This is a genomic window from Ilumatobacter coccineus YM16-304, from assembly GCF_000348785.1.
Classification (GTDB): Bacteria; Actinomycetota; Acidimicrobiia; order Acidimicrobiales; family Ilumatobacteraceae; genus Ilumatobacter_A; species Ilumatobacter_A coccineus.
In genome coordinates, this window is record NC_020520.1 from 3,627,125 (window position 1) to 3,643,517 (window position 16,393).

At 66.6% G+C, this 16,393-nt stretch carries 14 protein-coding genes; 8 read left to right on the forward strand and 6 right to left on the reverse strand.

Annotated elements, in window-relative coordinates:
• Positions 1–29: 29 nt before the first annotated feature.
• Positions 30–1,289: a cytochrome P450 gene (locus YM304_RS16335; RefSeq protein ID WP_041298376.1), complete on the reverse strand. Its 1,260-nt coding sequence runs from the start codon at positions 1,287–1,289 to the stop codon at positions 30–32.
• Between the two features lie 90 nt (positions 1,290–1,379).
• On the opposite strand from YM304_RS16335, the gene YM304_RS16340 reads away from it, so the two are divergent.
• The gene (locus YM304_RS16340) at positions 1,380–2,060 is read left to right on the forward strand and encodes a TetR/AcrR family transcriptional regulator (RefSeq protein WP_083908421.1); all 681 of its coding nucleotides are present in this window, start codon (positions 1,380–1,382) and stop codon (positions 2,058–2,060) included.
• Positions 2,061–2,081: 21 nt separating this feature from the next.
• Here YM304_RS16340 and YM304_RS22865 read toward each other — a convergent pair whose 3' ends face one another.
• The gene (locus YM304_RS22865; protein ID WP_015442820.1) at positions 2,082–2,954 is read right to left on the reverse strand and encodes a sucrase ferredoxin; all 873 of its coding nucleotides are present in this window, start codon (positions 2,952–2,954) and stop codon (positions 2,082–2,084) included.
• Between the two features lie 56 nt (positions 2,955–3,010).
• Here YM304_RS22865 and YM304_RS16350 point away from each other — a divergent pair, with 56 nt between their 5' ends.
• Positions 3,011–4,078, forward strand: coding sequence for an ABC transporter substrate-binding protein (locus YM304_RS16350; RefSeq protein WP_041298378.1), 1,068 nt, complete (start codon positions 3,011–3,013; stop codon positions 4,076–4,078).
• 151 nt (positions 4,079–4,229) lie between these two features.
• On the opposite strand, the gene YM304_RS22870 is transcribed toward YM304_RS16350, so the two are convergent.
• Positions 4,230–4,868, reverse strand: a complete 639-nt coding sequence (locus tag YM304_RS22870) for a TetR/AcrR family transcriptional regulator (protein WP_051071471.1) — start codon at positions 4,866–4,868, stop codon at positions 4,230–4,232.
• 109 nt (positions 4,869–4,977) lie between these two features.
• Between YM304_RS22870 and YM304_RS16360 the strand changes: the two genes are divergently transcribed.
• The gene (locus tag YM304_RS16360) at positions 4,978–6,579 is read left to right on the forward strand and encodes an MFS transporter (protein WP_162142093.1); all 1,602 of its coding nucleotides are present in this window, start codon (positions 4,978–4,980) and stop codon (positions 6,577–6,579) included.
• A gap of 151 nt (positions 6,580–6,730) precedes the next feature.
• Here the strand turns inward: YM304_RS16360 and YM304_RS16365 are convergent, their stop codons facing one another.
• The gene (locus tag YM304_RS16365) at positions 6,731–7,486 is read right to left on the reverse strand and encodes an SDR family NAD(P)-dependent oxidoreductase (protein WP_015442824.1); all 756 of its coding nucleotides are present in this window, start codon (positions 7,484–7,486) and stop codon (positions 6,731–6,733) included.
• Positions 7,483–8,163: a TetR/AcrR family transcriptional regulator gene (locus YM304_RS16370; RefSeq protein ID WP_015442825.1), complete on the reverse strand. Its 681-nt coding sequence runs from the start codon at positions 8,161–8,163 to the stop codon at positions 7,483–7,485. The genes YM304_RS16365 and YM304_RS16370 overlap by 4 nt, the downstream gene beginning before the upstream one ends.
• A 93-nt stretch (positions 8,164–8,256) precedes the next feature.
• Here YM304_RS16370 and YM304_RS16375 point away from each other — a divergent pair, with 93 nt between their 5' ends.
• From YM304_RS16375 to YM304_RS16395, 5 genes are all read left to right on the forward strand, one after another.
• Positions 8,257–9,555, forward strand: coding sequence for an acyl-CoA dehydrogenase family protein (locus YM304_RS16375; protein WP_015442826.1), 1,299 nt, complete (start codon positions 8,257–8,259; stop codon positions 9,553–9,555).
• Between the two features lie 25 nt (positions 9,556–9,580).
• Complete coding sequence (locus YM304_RS16380; protein ID WP_015442827.1) at positions 9,581–10,624, forward strand: phosphotransferase family protein; 1,044 nt, start codon at positions 9,581–9,583, stop codon at positions 10,622–10,624.
• A 9-nt stretch (positions 10,625–10,633) separates the two neighbouring features.
• On the forward strand, positions 10,634–11,680 hold the full coding sequence (locus tag YM304_RS16385; protein WP_015442828.1) for a zinc-binding dehydrogenase: 1,047 nt from the start codon (positions 10,634–10,636) through the stop codon (positions 11,678–11,680).
• Between the two features lie 51 nt (positions 11,681–11,731).
• Positions 11,732–12,442: a nitroreductase family protein gene (locus YM304_RS16390; RefSeq protein WP_015442829.1), complete on the forward strand. Its 711-nt coding sequence runs from the start codon at positions 11,732–11,734 to the stop codon at positions 12,440–12,442.
• Positions 12,443–12,510: 68 nt separating this feature from the next.
• Positions 12,511–13,440: a hypothetical protein gene (locus tag YM304_RS16395; RefSeq protein ID WP_015442830.1), complete on the forward strand. Its 930-nt coding sequence runs from the start codon at positions 12,511–12,513 to the stop codon at positions 13,438–13,440.
• Positions 13,441–13,503: 63 nt separating this feature from the next.
• Here YM304_RS16395 and YM304_RS24840 read toward each other — a convergent pair whose 3' ends face one another.
• On the reverse strand, positions 13,504–16,302 hold the full coding sequence (locus YM304_RS24840) for a flavin-containing monooxygenase (protein ID WP_015442831.1): 2,799 nt from the start codon (positions 16,300–16,302) through the stop codon (positions 13,504–13,506).
• Between the last annotated feature and the right edge of the window lie 91 nt (positions 16,303–16,393).

Here is a 16,393-nt window from a genome sequence, read left to right on the forward strand (position 1 = left end):
CGTCGAACCCGGAGCCGAGCCCGGCTCGCTCAGGTGAGCTCGTAGCGGATCGGCAGGTGCTTGTAGCCGCTCACGAATGCCGAGCGGCTGAGCGCAGCACCGTCCGCGAGTTCGATCGACTTGATGCGCGGCGCCAGGGCAGCGAACAGGTTCTTGATCTCCATCTTCGCCAGGATCGCTCCGAGGCAGTAGTGCGCCCCGAACCCGAAGCCGATCTGGCTGTTCGGCTTGCGTCCGACGTCGAACGACCACGGATTCTCGAAGACGTCCTCGTCGAAGTTCGCCGACCAGTACGACAAGAACACGTCTTCACCTTCCCGGATGGTCTTGCCGCCGAGCGGGTAGTCACAGGTGGCCGTGCGCATGAAGTGCTTGACCGGCGACGTCCACCGCACGATCTCGTCGACCGTGTTGTCCAACAGGCCGGGGTCGTCCTGCAGGCGGGCGAGCTGCTCGGGATGCTCGATGAGCGCGTGGAGGCCACCGGTCATCGAGTGCGAGGTCGTGTCGTGCCCCGCCGTGGCCAGGATCACGTAGAGGCCGAGCTGCTCCATGACGCCGATGGGCTCACCATCGATCTCGGCGTTGGCCACGACCGAGCAGAAGTCGTCGGTGGGATTGGCCTTGCGGTCCTCGGTGATAGCGGTGAAGTACGCGAAGTACTCCATGACCGTCTCCTCGAGCCCCGCCGCGACGTCGTCGGCGTTGCGCCCGAGCTCGGGGTCCTCGGCGCCGAACAGCTCTTGCGTGAGCTTGAGCATCCGCGGGTAGTCGCTCTCGGGCAGGCCCATCATCGCCAGGATCACCTGCAGCGGATACTCCATCGCGACCTCGGTGGCGAAGTCGATCTCACCATCGGCAGCTTCGAGCTTGGCGATCGCCCGCGCGGTGAGCTCGTCGAGGCGGCTCTCCATCTTGCGAAGGTTGCTCGGCCGAAACCAGCTCGCAGCGAGGTCGCGGATCGACTTGTGCTCGTCGCCGTCCATCACCACGAGCGACTTGATGCGGTGGCCTCCTTCGGCCTCCCGCTGAGCGTCGCCGGCCTTGGTAGTGAGGATCCCTCTCGGGTTGGCGAGGAACTCGACGTTGGAATGACGCTCGACGTTCATCACGTCGGCGTGCTTCGACACCACCCAGAAGGGGTTGAAGTCGTCGTGTTCCAGCCAGTGCACCGGATCCTCCGCGCGGATCTTGGCCGCGCTCGCATGCCACTGCTCGGCGTCGGTGTACTGCACCCCCTCGACGAACGCGGTCGCCGCGTTCTCCAGGCTCGCATCGATGTCGGTCATGGTGTGGGCCTTTCGGTGCACGGTTCAGGATCGGCGCGGGACGATACCCGAAACTGAATTTGGGTTCAAGTTGTGGCTACCCTCGGTGAGATGCGCACCTCTGGCACGAGCGATAAGCCACGGTCTCCGTGGATCGCCGACCTGCGGTGGGCGCGCGAGACGCAGCAGGATCGAAGCAAGCAGACACAGGCCGCCTTGCTCGATGCCGTCGAGGCGGAGCTGGGCACTTCGACGATCGACGCGCTCAGCGTCAACGCCATCGCCGAACGTGCGGGCGTGTCGGTCGGGTCGGTCTACTTCCACTTCACGAACAAGCAGGCGCTCATCCATGCGATGGTCGACCGATTCGTCGCCGAGTGGATCGTCACGACCGACGACGCCACCGACCCCGAGCGCTGGGTCGGCGCGTCGTTCCTGGACGTGCTTCGTGGATTCGCCGAGTTCTCGCTGCGCGGGATGCGCCAGGCGGAGGGGGTCACCAAGGCGCGCCTCCAACTGGCCCTCGTCGACCCCGAGATCGCCGCGCAGGAGGAGAAGGGTGCGATGCACATGGTCGATCGAGTCTTCGATCTGCTGTGGGCCCGCCGCAGCGAGATCGGTCGGCCGGACCCCGGAGCGGGTATCGGCTACGTGATCGACCAGACGATCGCCATGACGCGTCTGCGCGCCAGTGTTCCCGGCACGCGCATCGCGACCGACACCGATGCGACGTTCATCGACGCCACGATCGAATCGGCGCAGGCCTTCCTGCAGATCGACGCACGACGATGAGTGTTCGATCCGACCGCACCGTCACACGGCCGGCGTCGAAGCTCGGCCCGGACTCGACGTTCTGACGGTCACGTCGACCGCGTGACGGTACCCATCGGTCTCTGCCGAGCACGTGAGGCGACCCGAGTAGCGAGTTCCGGGCGACAGCGTTCCGCTCACGGCGACGTCGCCCACCCTGCCGGTGAAGCTCGCCTCGGCTTCGTCCCACTCGACACGGACGGGAACGTCGAGGTCGTGCACACCCGTGTGACGCCGGATCTCGGCCTCGACGGCAGCGTCGTGGGGAGCCTGCCCACCTCTCCCCCGGAACATCCTCGGGTCGACCGACCCCGACCGGATGGTCGACGCCAGATCGGGCGCACTCACGGCATCGAGACGTCCGAGCAGAATGCCGGAGGGGAGCATCAGGCCGTTCGGGGCGAACCGATCACCGCCGAGATGACTGCACTCGAGCGTGGCCGGCAGATGCGGACGCAACGCCGTCACGAGGCTCGCGCCGTAGCGACCGCAGCACAGATCCTGCCGGGCGTGCGTGCAGACCGCGAGCATCGGCCCGTCGAGCGGTGACTCGATCGCGAGCGCTCCCTCGTCGGCGCGTTCGTACCAGTCGATGCCGCCGTCGGCGACCACCGCCCGGTGCGCTCGGGTGAGCATCGGATGCCGGACGAGCACGAGACGGGCTCGTGCCGCGACAGCTTCGGCCTGAATGCCCTCGGCGTAGTCGACGGCCTCCGCTGGCCAGGGTCCGGGAGCACCGACCAGGAGAAATCGCCGGTCCAGCCCGGGCGTACCCGCGCATGGCTCCCCACAGCTCCGACTCCGGTCGGCGCAGTAACGATCGATCGGAAACGACGTCGCCGTCGGCCCGGAATCACTGGAGGGGGCCGGCGTCATTGCGCCCAGGGTAGGCAATAGTGCCGCGATTCGTAAAGCACCCCTATCATCGGCCCGTGCATCGCCCCCTCGCCACCGTCCTCACGCTCGCCATCGTCACCGCGGCCGGCTGCTCCAGCAGCGGCGGCGGTCAGGGGCTCCCCGACTTCCAACTCGCAACGACCATTGCCGACGACGCGGCACCGACAACGGAACCGACCGACGCGACGGCAGCACCAGACAGCACCGTCGCTCCGACGACGACGGCCGACACCACCCCCGACACGGCGCCCACCGCGCCGGCCGAGCCGGCGTACCCTCGCACCGTCGACAATGCACTCGGCAGCACCGAGATCGCCGAGCAGCCCGAACGGGTGGTCGCCGTGTCGGGCGTTGCCGACATCGATGCGCTGTTGAGTCTCGGCGTGGTGCCGCACGCGGCTGCGGCGTTCTTCCCGGTGAACGCTGCGGGCGACATGTCGTTCGCTCCGTGGAACCAAGAGTACTGGGGCGAGGTGCAGAGCTTCTTGAACCGACCGCAGGTGAACCTCGAAGAACTCGCCACGTTCGATCCCGACATGATCGTCGGTCAGATCGGTTCGGTGGAGTCGAACGACACGATGGCGGCGATCGCTCCGGTCGTCGCGTACGACTATCCGGCCGACTGGCGCGAACCGGTGCGCATCTTCGGTGAGGCACTCGACCGCGAGGCCGAGGCCGAGGCGGCCATCGCCGACGTCGAGGCACGGATCGCCGAAATCGCGGAGCGCGTCCCCGACGGCGGATTGACCCTCGCCCTGATCACCAACGGCCGCGATGGCAACTTCACGGTGTACACGCCCGAACACGGTGCCGGAATCGCACGAGCGCTCGACGAGATCGGCATCTCCTACGTCGACGTGCCGACCGACCTGTCGAAGGAGCGCATGGGCGACCTCGCGCCGGCTGACTGGATCGTCGTGTACGACTTCTCGGTGTTCGACGTGAACGAACTACTCGACGACCCGTTGTTCCAGCAGCTTCCGGCGGTTCAAGCGGGCAATGTGGTCAGCTACGACCCGATCCAGACGTTCGCGACGCTGTACGAGACGTCCCGCAGCCTGCCGTACGTCCTCGACACCGTCCTGACGTCGATCGGACTCTGACGCCCGTCGAAACGAACGCACGCACCGGATCGAACAGAACGCTCCTGCCGCATCCGGAGCTGCGTTACCTCCTGCTCTGCACGTGAAGCGAAGCAGTCCGGCCAGGCGCGCTGCCTCCCGCTGCCGACTTCCGTAGTCGGCGGCGCGGGCATCAGCCGTCGCTCACGACTCCTTGGTCGCGTACGGCGAGGGTGAGTGCGATCACTTCGTCGGCGACCGCGTGAGGGTCGAGGGTGTCGGGGGTGAAGATCGCCCGGTGGAAGACGAGGGCGGGCCCGAGTTCGGCGAGCAGGTCTGTGTGCTCGTGATCGGGTCCGATGATGCGACCGATCGCGCCGATGAACACCGGGACGGTATAGCGGCTGCGCACGGCGGCGTCGATGACGGGGTGCGCGCGCATGGCGGCGACGAGTCCGGAGACGAGATCGGGTTCGCTGCAGATGTCGGCGAGCTTGCCGACGATGAGGGCGTGCAGGTCGGCGACGGGGTCATCGGTCGCTTCGACCGTCGGGTCTGGCATGGTGCGGATCGCGTCGGCCAAGAGGTCTTCTTTGCTGGCCCATCGGCGGTAGATCGCGCCGGTACCGCAACCGGCGTGAGCTGCGACGTCCTGGATGCGGAATCGGTCGAATCCGTGCTCGAGCAGCACGGCTTGGGCAGCTTCGAGGATCGCTCCCGTTCGATCTTCGTCACGCTTACGACCGCGGACAGCGGCCGGACGACGGTCGATGTCGTCGGCGCCGGCGACGCGGCCGTCGGACGGGCTGATGGAGGGAGCGGCGGGATCCATGTGCACACGATAGCGCATTATGGAAGTGTTGACTTCCGGAAGCAGCCATGTCTATGCTACCGGAATACACATTTCCGGAATGCCGCATTCCCCTTCTCGAAAGCCACCCATGTCGAACCCAACCACCCCCCACCACGCCGACCCGGCGTCACACCACGAAGTCGAGGTCGTCGAGACCTCCGCAAGCCAGCGTCGCTGGATCCTGATCGCCACCTGCCTCGGACTGTTGGCGATCATGGTCTCGGTCTCCGGACTCAACGTCGCACAGCAGGCGTTGGCCGCTGACCTCGGCGCCTCGCAGGGCCAACTCCTGTGGATCATCAACGGCTTCACCGTCGCCCTGGCCGCCACCCTGCTACCGCTCGGCGCGCTCGGCGATCGCATCGGTCGCCGAACCGTCCTGGTCGTCGGCCTCGTCAGCTTCGCCGCGATCAACCTCGCCTCCGCATTCGCCGGCGACCCGTGGGTGCTCGTCGGACTGCGAGTCGCGATGGGAGTGGCCGCCGCGCTCGTGATGCCCGCCACGCTGTCCACGATCACCGCAGCGTTCCCCGCAGACGAGCGAGGCCGAGCGATCGGGATCTGGACCGGCGTGGCCGGCGGCGGCGGCGTGATCGGACTCCTCAGTTCCGCCCTCGTGGTCGACAACGTCACCTGGCCCTGGGTGTTCGCCGCCCCGATCGGCATCGCGATCGCCGCACTCGTCATCACGCTCACCCAGGTCCCCGACACCCGCGAAGCCCAAGAAGGCCGCTTCGACCTCATCGGGTCGTTCCTGTCGGTACTCGCCATCGGCGGCATCGTGCTGGGCATCCACGAAGGCCCCGAACAGGGTTGGGTCGCGCCGATCACGGTCGCCGGCTTCATGGTCGGCATCGCTGCGCTCGTCGGCTTCGTCGCCTGGGAACGACGAGAGGCAAACCCGCTGCTCGACGTTCGCGTGTTCTCCAACCGAACGCTGTCGGCCGGGGCCTTCTCGCTGACCGTGATGTTCGCCGTGATCGTCGGCATGTTCCTCGTGATGATCCAACTGCTCCAGGCCGTACTCGGCTTCAGCGCCGTCCGCTCCGCGGTGGCCCTCATCCCGATGATCGCGACGCTGATGGCCGCCGCACCGATCGCACCGAACATCTCGGCCCGCTTCGGCTACCGCCGCACCATGGTCGCCAGCCTGCTCGTCGTCACCGGCGCCCTCGTGTGGTTGGCCGTGCTCCCCGCATCGCCCGCCTACCTCGACGTCCTACCTGGCATGCTCCTGCTCGGCCTCGGTCTCGGCGTCGCGATGACGCCGTCCACGACCGCGATCACCGAGTCACTCCCCGCCCACCAGCAGGGCGTGGCGTCGGCGCTCAACGACACCGTCCGCGAGGTCGGCGGTGCGATCGGCGTCGCACTCATCGGCTCGGTGCTCGCCGCCGGCTACCGATCCGGTGTCGCCGCAACCGCCGACACCCTCGACCCCGAACTCGGCCACATGGTCGAAGAAGGCATCGGCGGCGCCTACACCGCAGCCGCCCAAGCCGGCGACGCCGCGCCACAGATCATCACAGCGGCCCAGCAGGGCTTCATCGACGGCTGGGGAACCGCCATGTGGATCGCAGCCGGTCTCACCGCCGTCACCGCGGTCGTCGCACACCGACTGATTCCCGCAACCGCCACGAACAACGTCATCGCGACCACCGACGAGCTGCTCGTCCCCGCCCGAACGTGACCTCCTGACAGCCCCCGTCCAGCACGCTCGGGCCGCCGTCGCCGACCGTCGATCGGTTCGGCGACGGCAGTCGAGCCTCGACCGCACTCGCCGAGGCCCACCGCTCGGTTCGTTTCTCTTGGCCAGCAGGCCGACCGGCCCGCCGCGCGAGCTATCGGCCGCCGCCGTCGACGCGCATGAGCGTGCCGGTGGTGAACGAGCTGGTGCGGCTGGCGAGGTAGAGGGCTGCGCCGACGATCTCGTCGGGTTCGCCACCGCGCTGCAGCGCCTGGTTGATCTTCGCGTCCTTCTCGAAGGCGTCCATGTCCCAGTGATCCGAGATGTCGGTGAGGAACGGTCCGGCGAGGATGCAGTTCACTCGCACCGCCGGGCCGAGCGCGAACGCGAAGGAACGGGTGAGCGCGTTCAACCCGGCTTTGGCGGCACCGTACGGTTCGGCTCCAGGCATGGGACGCTCGGACGCGATGCTGCTGACGTTGATGATCGATCCGCCACCATCGGCGACCATCCGCTCGCCGACGACGGCCATCAAGCGGAACGGCCCCTTGAGGTTGACCCCGACCACCTTGTCGAACAGCTCCGACGAGAGATCGCTGATCTTGTCGTACAGCGGCGACATGCCGGCGTTGTTGATCAGGACGTCGACCTTGCCGAATCGCTCGTAGGCCGCCTCGACGAGTCCATCGATCTGATCCCAGTCCGCAACGTGGCACCCGTACGGGAGGGCTTGTCTCCCCATCGCCTCGATCTCGCCGGCGACCTCGACGCATGCGTCGAGGTTGCGACTGGTGACGACGACGTCGGCGCCTCGGGCGGCGAGGGCGAGGGCCATCTGCCGGCCGAGGCCGCGGCTGCCGCCGGTGATGAGTGCGACCTGGCCCGTGAAGTCCAGGAGTTCGTCGGTCATGGTGCTGCCTTTTCGGTGGGAGTGTCGAGTTGCTTCTGTGTGCGTTGTCGTTCTCGCTCGTCGAGTAGTTGTCGCGTCTCATCGGACACGTCGGCGAGGAGGACGCCGGTCACGAGGTCGATCAGGTCGCTGACGAAGAGACGGTGATCCGGACGGCGGCGGGTGGCAGCCCGCCGTCCGAGTTCGCCGAAGCAGAGCGAGATGGCGGCGTAGCGACGGTGCAGCGGGAGCGTGGTGTCGGCCATGTTCGAACGGGCCAGACGATCCCATTCGACCAGGTGGTTGTCGGCGCCACCGGTCGATGCGTTGAACCGGTCCATGTCGACGATCAGTTCGGCAACGATGCGCAGGTGTGCGCGCCCCTCCGGCGCTTCGAGCATTGCCGCCGATGGGCGCACCAGCGCACCGGCGATCGAACGCATCGGCGGAACCGCTTCCGAGGCGAGGACGTCGACGAGTGCGGCTCGTCGGGCGCCGACATCGTGCTCGAACGGTTCGACGACCGCTGCGACGAGCGCATCGCGATCCCCGAAGTGGTATTGCACCGCGTTGGTGTTGCGGTGACCCGCCGCGCGGGCGACCTCGCGTAATGAGACGGCGTCGATGCCCTGCTCGGCGAAGAGATGCCGAGCACTGCTGATCAGTGCGTCCCGTCCACTCGCGCCGTTGCCGTCCATTCGGCAACCGTAACACAGCAAGTCGCCATTTTGAAACAGGTGTGTTAACATACCGATCGCTTGACTGAGCGACCGAACTGACTGGAGAACGCCATGGCCTGGGATTTCGAGACCGACCCCGAATTTCAAGAACACCTCGACTGGATGGACGAGTTCGTCACCAACGAGGTGCAGCCTCTCGACCTCGTACTCGACGACCCCTACGACAAGTCCGACACCGCCGGCCTGGAGCTCATCACCCCGCTGCAAGAACAGGTCCGCGAACGCGGGCTGTGGGCCTGTCACCTCGGCCCCGAACTCGGCGGCCCCGGCTACGGACAGGTCAAGCTCGCGCTGATGAACCAGATCCTCGGACGGTCCCGGTTCGCACCGACCGTGTTCGGCTGTCAGGCCCCCGACAGCGGCAACGCCGAGATCCTCGCCCACTACGGCAGCGACGCCCAGAAGGAGCGCTATCTCCAACCGCTGCTCGACGGCAAGATCAGCTCGTGCTACTCGATGACCGAACCTCAGGGCGGCGCAGATCCGACCATGTTCACCACCACCGCCGTGAAGGATGGCGACGAGTGGGTCATCAACGGTGAGAAGTGGTTCTCGTCCAACGCCAAGTTCGCCAGCTTCTTCATCGTCATGGTGGTCACCAATCCCGACGTGAGCGCGTACGAAGGCATGTCGATGTTCATCGTCCCGGCAGAGACGCCGGGCGTGAAGATCATCCGCAACACCGGGATCGGCAACGAGACCGAAGCGGAAGGCAGCCACGCCTACATGCACTACGACAACGTCCGCGTGAGCAACGACCACCTCCTCGGCGACCCGGGCGCCGCGTTCGCCATCGCCCAGACCCGCCTCGGCGGCGGTCGCATCCACCACGCGATGCGCACCATCGCCCAGGTCGAAGCAGCGTTCGCGATGATGTGCGAACGAGCGCTGTCACGTGAGACTCGCAACGGCCCGCTCGCCTCGCTCGGCGTCGTGCAGGAGCAGATCGCCGACACGTGGATCGAGATCGAGCAGTTCAAACTGCTCGTCCTTCGCACGGCGTGGCGCATCGACAAGTACAACGACTACCGCAAGGTCCGCAAAGACATCTCCGCCGTCAAGGTCGCGATGCCGAAGGTGTACCACGACGTCGCACTGCGGGCGATGCATCTGCACGGCGCACTCGGCGTGTCGAACGAGATGCCCTTCACCGGCATGCTCATCGCGTCCGAGGTCATGGCGCTCGCCGACGGCCCCACCGAGGTCCACAAGACCACCGTCGCCCGCCAGGTCCTCCGCGAACACAAGCCCGTCGACGGGCTCTGGCCGAGCGCTCACATCCCGGCCCGCAAGGCTGCCGCTCGGGAGAAGTACGCCGCGTACTTCGAGCGCGAGGCGGCCGATCACTGATCGTCTGACTGCAGACCGACCAGTCATGAATCCGAACGAGACCGTCGACGGCGTCGACCTGGATCGCCTGCGCCAGTGGATGGACGATCACCACCTCGGGTCCGGTGACCTCACCGACGTCGCCTTGCTGACGGGCGGCACGCAGAACGTGCTGGTCCGCTTCCGACGAGACGGTCGCGACTACGTGCTGCGGCGCCCGCCGGTCCACAAGCGGGCGAACAGCGACGAGACGATGCGGCGCGAATCTCGAGTGCTCGCAGCGCTCGCCGGCACCGACGTTCCGCACCCGGGGTTCATCGCGGGCGAATCCGATGTCGAGGTGCTCGGCGCGAGCTTCTACCTGATGGAGCCGGTCGACGGCTTCAACGCGGCAGCGGGGCTCCCCGAGCCACACCGGTCCGACCCGACGATGCAACGCGAGATGGGTCTCGCTCTCGTCGATGGCGCGGCGACGCTCAGTACGGTCGATCACGAGCAGGTCGGTCTCGGCGACCTCGGCCGACCCGACGGGTACCTCGAACGACAGGTCGGGCGCTGGCGAAAGGAGCTGGCGGGCTACCGCGAGATCAGCGACCAGTGGGTGCCCGACATTCCGGGCGTCGACGAGGTCGGGAACTGGCTCGATGCGAATCGCCCGGAGAACTCGGCGCCGGGCATCATCCACGGCGACTATCACACCGCCAACGTCATGTACCGACATGACGGCCCACAGTTGGCGGCGATCGTCGACTGGGAGCTCGCGACGATCGGCGATCCACTGATCGACCTGGGCCTGATCATCGCGTTCCGCACTCACGACGACCAGGCGAGCGTGGGACCCGGCGCCGACCTCGTCCAGGCGTTCCCACCGGTCGATGACCTCGTCGCCCGCTACGCACAACGTTCGGGGCGCGACGTCTCGGCGGCTGCCTGGTACGGCGTCCTCGCCTGCTACAAGACCGGCATCATCTTGGAGGGCACCCACGCTCGCGCGATCGCAGGCAAGGCTGCGAAGGCCACGGGCGACACCCTCCACGCCATCACGCTCAGCCTGTTCCGCAAGGCCGACCGGCTCATCCGTGAGTCCTGAAAGGACACCATGAATGCACTCGTCTTCAACGGTCCACGCGACATTCGCTACGAGGACTACGCCGACCCCGAGTTGACCGTCGACAACGGCGTCATCGTCAAGGTCCAGATGTGCAGCATCTGCGGATCGGATCTGCACATCTACCACGGCGACGCGATCGGCAGCGTCGACTACACGACCGGGCTCGACCCGTTCTGCGTCGGGCACGAGTTCATCGGCGAAGTCGTCGAAGCAGGACCGATGGTGTACAACTCGGCAGTCGGCGACCGCGTCTTCGTCGCTGGTGGCACCGGCTGCGGCAGTTGTGGTGCCTGCCGCTCGGGCATCGGAAAATGCCCGGCCACAACAGCATTCGGCTGTTCGACGCGACTCCAAGGAGGGCAAGCCGAGTTCGTCCAGGTCCCGAACGCCGATCGCACGATTCGCACGATTCCCGATCACCTCGGCGACGAGCAGGCACTCCTCCTCACCGACGCCATGGCCACAGCCAAATTCGGGATCGACCGGTGCGAGATCACGCCGGGCGACACGGTCGCCGTCGTCGGCCTTGGGCCGATCGGCCTGCTCGGTGTGGAACTCGCCCACCTCAGTGGCGCAGCGCAGGTCATCGCGATCGACCCGGTCGCTGGGCGCCGCGACCATGCTGCTGGGCTCGGTGCCAGTGCGTTACCGCCGGGCGACGATCTGGTTGCTGCGATTCGCCAGTTGACCGGCGGCCGTCTCGTCGACCGGTGCTTCGAAGCATCCGGAGCAGCCGCCGCGATCGCCTCGGTTCCGCGCCTCATGCGCAGCGGCGGTACCGCATCGTTCATCGGCCTGCCGCAGGGTGGCACCGGGCTCGACATGGCACAACTGATCTACCGCAACCTCACCGTGCGGGCCGGCGTGGCTCCGGTCCCCCAACTCTGGCCATCGCTGCTGCCGCTGCTGGAGAGCGGACGGCTCCGAGCGGAGGGCCTGTTCTCCCACCGAATGCCACTCTCCGCAGGAGCCGAGGGATATCGCCTGTTCGACAGCCGCGACGACGGTGTGCTCAAGATCCTGTTCGAACTCTGAGCCAGCCCGACGCCGTGACACCCTCGCCCAGCCACACCTGAAGGACCACCGATGACCGACAACGACCCGAACTCCACACCCGGCACGCGCCATCCGCGGACCGGCTTCGATCTCGCCGAAGCCGACCGCCTCTTGAAGACGACCAAGCAGGTCCGTCGACGGCTCGACCTCAGCCGAGCTGTACCCCACGACGAGATCCTCGAGTGCATCGATGTCGCCAGCCACGCACCGATGGGAGGCAACCTCGAACGCAACCGATGGATGATCATCGAAGACCCAGCAACCAAGCAGGAGATCGCCGAACGATACGTCGCCGTCGGCGCCCCGTACCTCGACGGACACTCCCAAGCCACGCAGGATCAGCGCGCCGAACGAGTCATCGAATCGGGCAAGTTCCTGATCGAGCACCTCGCCGATGTCCCCGCGCTCGTGCTGGCACTGCGCCTCGATCGTCCACCGCCCGCCGAAGCGCTCGGTGCCACCGCCGCGTACTACGGGTCGGTACTTCCGGGCGTGTGGAGCTTCCAACTCGCCGCTCGCGCACGAGGCCTCGGCTCGGCGTGGACGACGTTCCATCTCGAACACGAGGCCGACGTCGCGGACGTCCTCGGTATTCCGCCGACGGTGACCCAGGTGTGCCTGCTCCCGGTCGCCTACTACACCGGCGACACCTTCAGCCCGGCACCCCGTCGCCCGGCGCGCGAGGTGACCTATCTCAACCGCTGGAAGCAGCCGGTCGAGCCGCCCGGCGACGCGACCTGACGCTACGTGACAGACCGATCCACGTGAGCCGACACCCGACAACCAACCCATGCAAGGATGACTGACCGATGAGCTTTCCTGCCCCAGTTCCAACGGTGACCGACGACGACCTGGCTGCGCTCGAAATCGAGATACAGACCGCGATCGCGTCGAGGAGCTTCGGGACGCTGAAGGTCATCGGCTACGGCGAGACCGGCGTGGCGGTCGCCCATCCGGCAGAAGAACCGGTCGCCGTGGTCAAGCGACTCGGCTCGTGCGTCACGCGCGAGGAGATCGACGAGTGGTTCGATTTCCTCCGCGCGTACGAAGACTCGTTGGCACGGTTCGTGGCGATCGCCCCCACCGAGAAACGAATCGTCGAAGGAGGTCCCGACGGTCGACTCGTCCCGTTCTTGATCCAACCGTTGTTCTCTCGTTCTCAGCTCGTCGAGAAGATCCTGGAGGAGACCGACCCGGTCGTCGATCATCCGATGTTGGTCGCCGTTCGTGATGCAGCGCTCGACGCGCTCGTCGATGGTCGCCAAGTGATCGACTCGCAACTGTCGAACTTCGCGTGGGATGGAGAGCGACTCGCGCTGTTCGACTGCGGTACGCCGTTCGTCTTTCACGCAGACGGTGAGCCCGACTACCGATTGGGCGTGTTCAAGAGCGCCTTCCCCGCCGTGCTTCGGCCCGTGGCGGTCAAGGCCGCCGAGAAGGTGATGCGCGACTTCCGCACCCCGAACGGCAATCTGGCTCACTCAGCGCTCAGTGCTGTCCGCCTCGGACAAGAGCGTTGGCTCGACGCCATCATCGAGACCTTCAACGCCGGAATGGAGCAACGAGGTGTCGGAGAGCCGCTCGATCGCAAGCACGTGCTCGATCAACTCGACGGCATCCAGCGAGACATGAAGCTCATCAAAGTCGTCGGCCGCGTGAACCGGGCGTACGTCGAGAAGATCCGACGCAAGACCTACGACTTCTTCATCACCGACAGTTTCACCAAGAAGCTGCTCTGACCGAGGCTGATCGCCTGCGGCCAACCCGTCATCCGACTCGAGTGTCCTGCGGGTGCTGAGCGGTCACCGACCGGCGGCTGCGGAATCGCCGGCGTTCTCCCTGACGAACTCGGCGATGTCGCGGTGGACCTTCTCGGCGAGGTGGCTGCCGTCAGCGACCGTGAACCATCCGTGCATGGCGCCGAGATAGTCGCGGTACACCACCGGGACACCTGCTGCACGGAGGGCATCGCGGTAGCGCACCCCTTCCTGCCGGAAGAGGTCGAACTCTGCGGTCACGATCAACGCAGGAGCGACATCCGCGTGGGAGTCGGCCAACAAGGGAGCGAAGTCGGGGTCGGTGCGGTCATCGCGGCGCGGCACGTACTGGTCGTAGAACCACTGGATCTCGGCCTTGGTGAGGAATGGCGACGAGAACTCGTCGAGGTACGGCGCCTCGGCGTCTCCCGAGACGCTCGGGTACAGCAGGACCTGACCGGCGAGTTCGATGTCGTGGTCACGAGCGCGCAGCGCCATGACGGCTGCCAGGTTGGCCCCAGCGCTGTCTCCGGCGACGGTCAACGAACCTCGCTCGCCACCGAGCTCATCCATGTGCGCTGCGGCCCAGCGAAGCGACGTCCAGGCATCGTCGACGGCCGCCGGGAAGGGGTCTTCGGGAGCGAGGCGGTACCCGACCGACAAGACGGCGGCGCCGGTCGTCGCCGCGAGCCGGCGCATCGGCGCGTCGTAGTCGTCGACCGAACCGACGGTCCACCCACCACCGTGGAAATACACGATGACGTCGCTCGCCGAGGCGCCGTCGACGTAGAGCCGGGCAGGGATCGACCCCTCGGCCGATTCGATCTCGATGTCTCGCACCTCTTCGATGGAGGGGCCCGACCGACCGGCCTTGGCGGCAGCGGCGAACCCCTGACGCGCCACGTCGACGCCGAGTTCTGGCAGGGGTGGGCGGGCGTGCGAGGCCCTGGCCTCGATGATGCGCCGCATCTCAGGGGCCAGCCTGACGTGCACCGACTCGAGCGAACGAACGTGCCGGTCGTCGTCGGGTGTCGCCTCCAATGCCTTGCCGTCGACGAGGAGGCCGGGAAGGTGTTTCGTCGCACGCCAATCACGGAGGATCTCGAAGAAGTCGAGCGCCGTGCCGGCGAATTCGTGTTCCCAGAACCCTTTCGCGCCGCCTTCGCCACCTTCGCCGTTGTAGTAGCCGGGGGTGCACGACCCGAGGAAGTCGCGCCTCGTTTCGACGCCCGACAGGCGAATTCGTTCGACCCAGGCTGCCTCGGCGTCGGCCGTCACCTCGATGACCTGCGCGTCGAGTTCGTGACCGCGGCCGATCGCGTGCGCGATGTGCTGCGCCTGTTCGTCGAGTGTCTGCGTCAGATTGATGCCGGTGGAGCCCTGGATCGAGCTGGTGAAGAACAGGTTGGGAAAGTCGGCTGCTTGGATTCCGAAGAACGTGCTGGGTGCGTCGGCCCACTTCTCGGAGAGACGAACGCCGTCGGTGCCGACGATGTCGTAGCCGGAACGGCGGGTGTAGGTCGTACCGACTTCGAACCCGGTCGCGAAGATGATGCAGTCGACCTCGTAGTGGGCGCCATCGACGACGAAACCGGTCTCGTCGATTCGCTCGACACCTTGCCCGTTGGTGTCGACGAGGGTCACGTTCTCCCGGTTGAACGTCGGGAGGTACTCGTCGTGGAAGGCCGGCCGCTTGCAGAGCTTGCGATAGTACGGCTTCAGCATCTCGGCCGTCTCGGGGTCCTCGACGAGCCGCTCGACGCGGTCTCGGATCGATTGCATCGATTCGAAGTCGACCCGCTCCGCAAGCTCGGGGACGTCATCGAGCGTCGCTTCGCCGCTGGCGATCTTGGGCACGATGTCGCTCGAGACCCGACGTCGGAGGTCGCACCACATGTCGTCGACGAGATCCTCGGGTTCGTCTCGCATCGACCACAGTGCCAAGAAGTTGTCGGCTCGGTGGCGCTGCCAGCCCGGTTCGAGCGACGCCACCCACTCGGGATCGGTCGGCTTGTTGTTGCGCTCATCGACCGCACTCGGTGTGCGCTGCACGACGTAGAGGTGCTCGGCGCCCTCCGCGACGTGAGGGATGCACTGCAGCGCCGTCGCCCCGGTACCGACCACTGCGACCTTCTTGTCGGCGAGGCGATCGAGTCCTCCGTGCTGATTGCCGCCCGTGTACTCGTAGTCCCAGCGCGACGTGTGGAACATGTGGCCGCCGAACGTCGTGATGCCCGGGATGCCCGGCAGTTTTGGTCGGTTCAACGGACCGTTGGCCATCACCACGTGCCGTGCTCGCATCGCATCGCCGTTGCTCGTGTGAACCGTCCACTCCTTTGCGGCCGGATCCCATGCGACTTCGGTGACCTCGGTGGAGAACACCGCCTGGTCGTACAGGTCGAAATGCTGGGCGATGCGCTCGCAGTGCTGGCGGATCTCGTCGCCGAACGCGTACTTGAGCGACGGCATGTAGCCGGTCTCCTCGAGCAGCGGGAGGTAGATGTAGGACTCGATGTCGCACTGGACTCCGGGGTAGCGGTTCCAGTACCACGCTCCCCCGACGTTGCTGCCCTTCTCCACGATCCGCAGGTCCGTCACCCCGGCCGCCTTGAGGCGCCCCGCAACCGTCAGTCCTCCGAAGCCGGCTCCGATGATCACCACCTCGGTCCAGTCGGTGATGGGCTCGGTCCGGGTGCTCCCGTCGGCGTGGGGGTCGGCCCCGAATTCCTCGAGATCGCCGGCGATCGGCGTGAACTGATCATTGCCGTCTCGGCGGATGCGCTTGTCGCGCTCGGCGTCGTACTTCGCACGCACCTCGGCGAGCGGGCTGTTCGAGTTGAGCATCGGGAGTTCCCTTCGAGAGAGGAGGCACGGTCGAGCAGGCAGGGACCGGCATGCACGGCCATCTTGACATTTTATTTGCGTAGATGCAAAT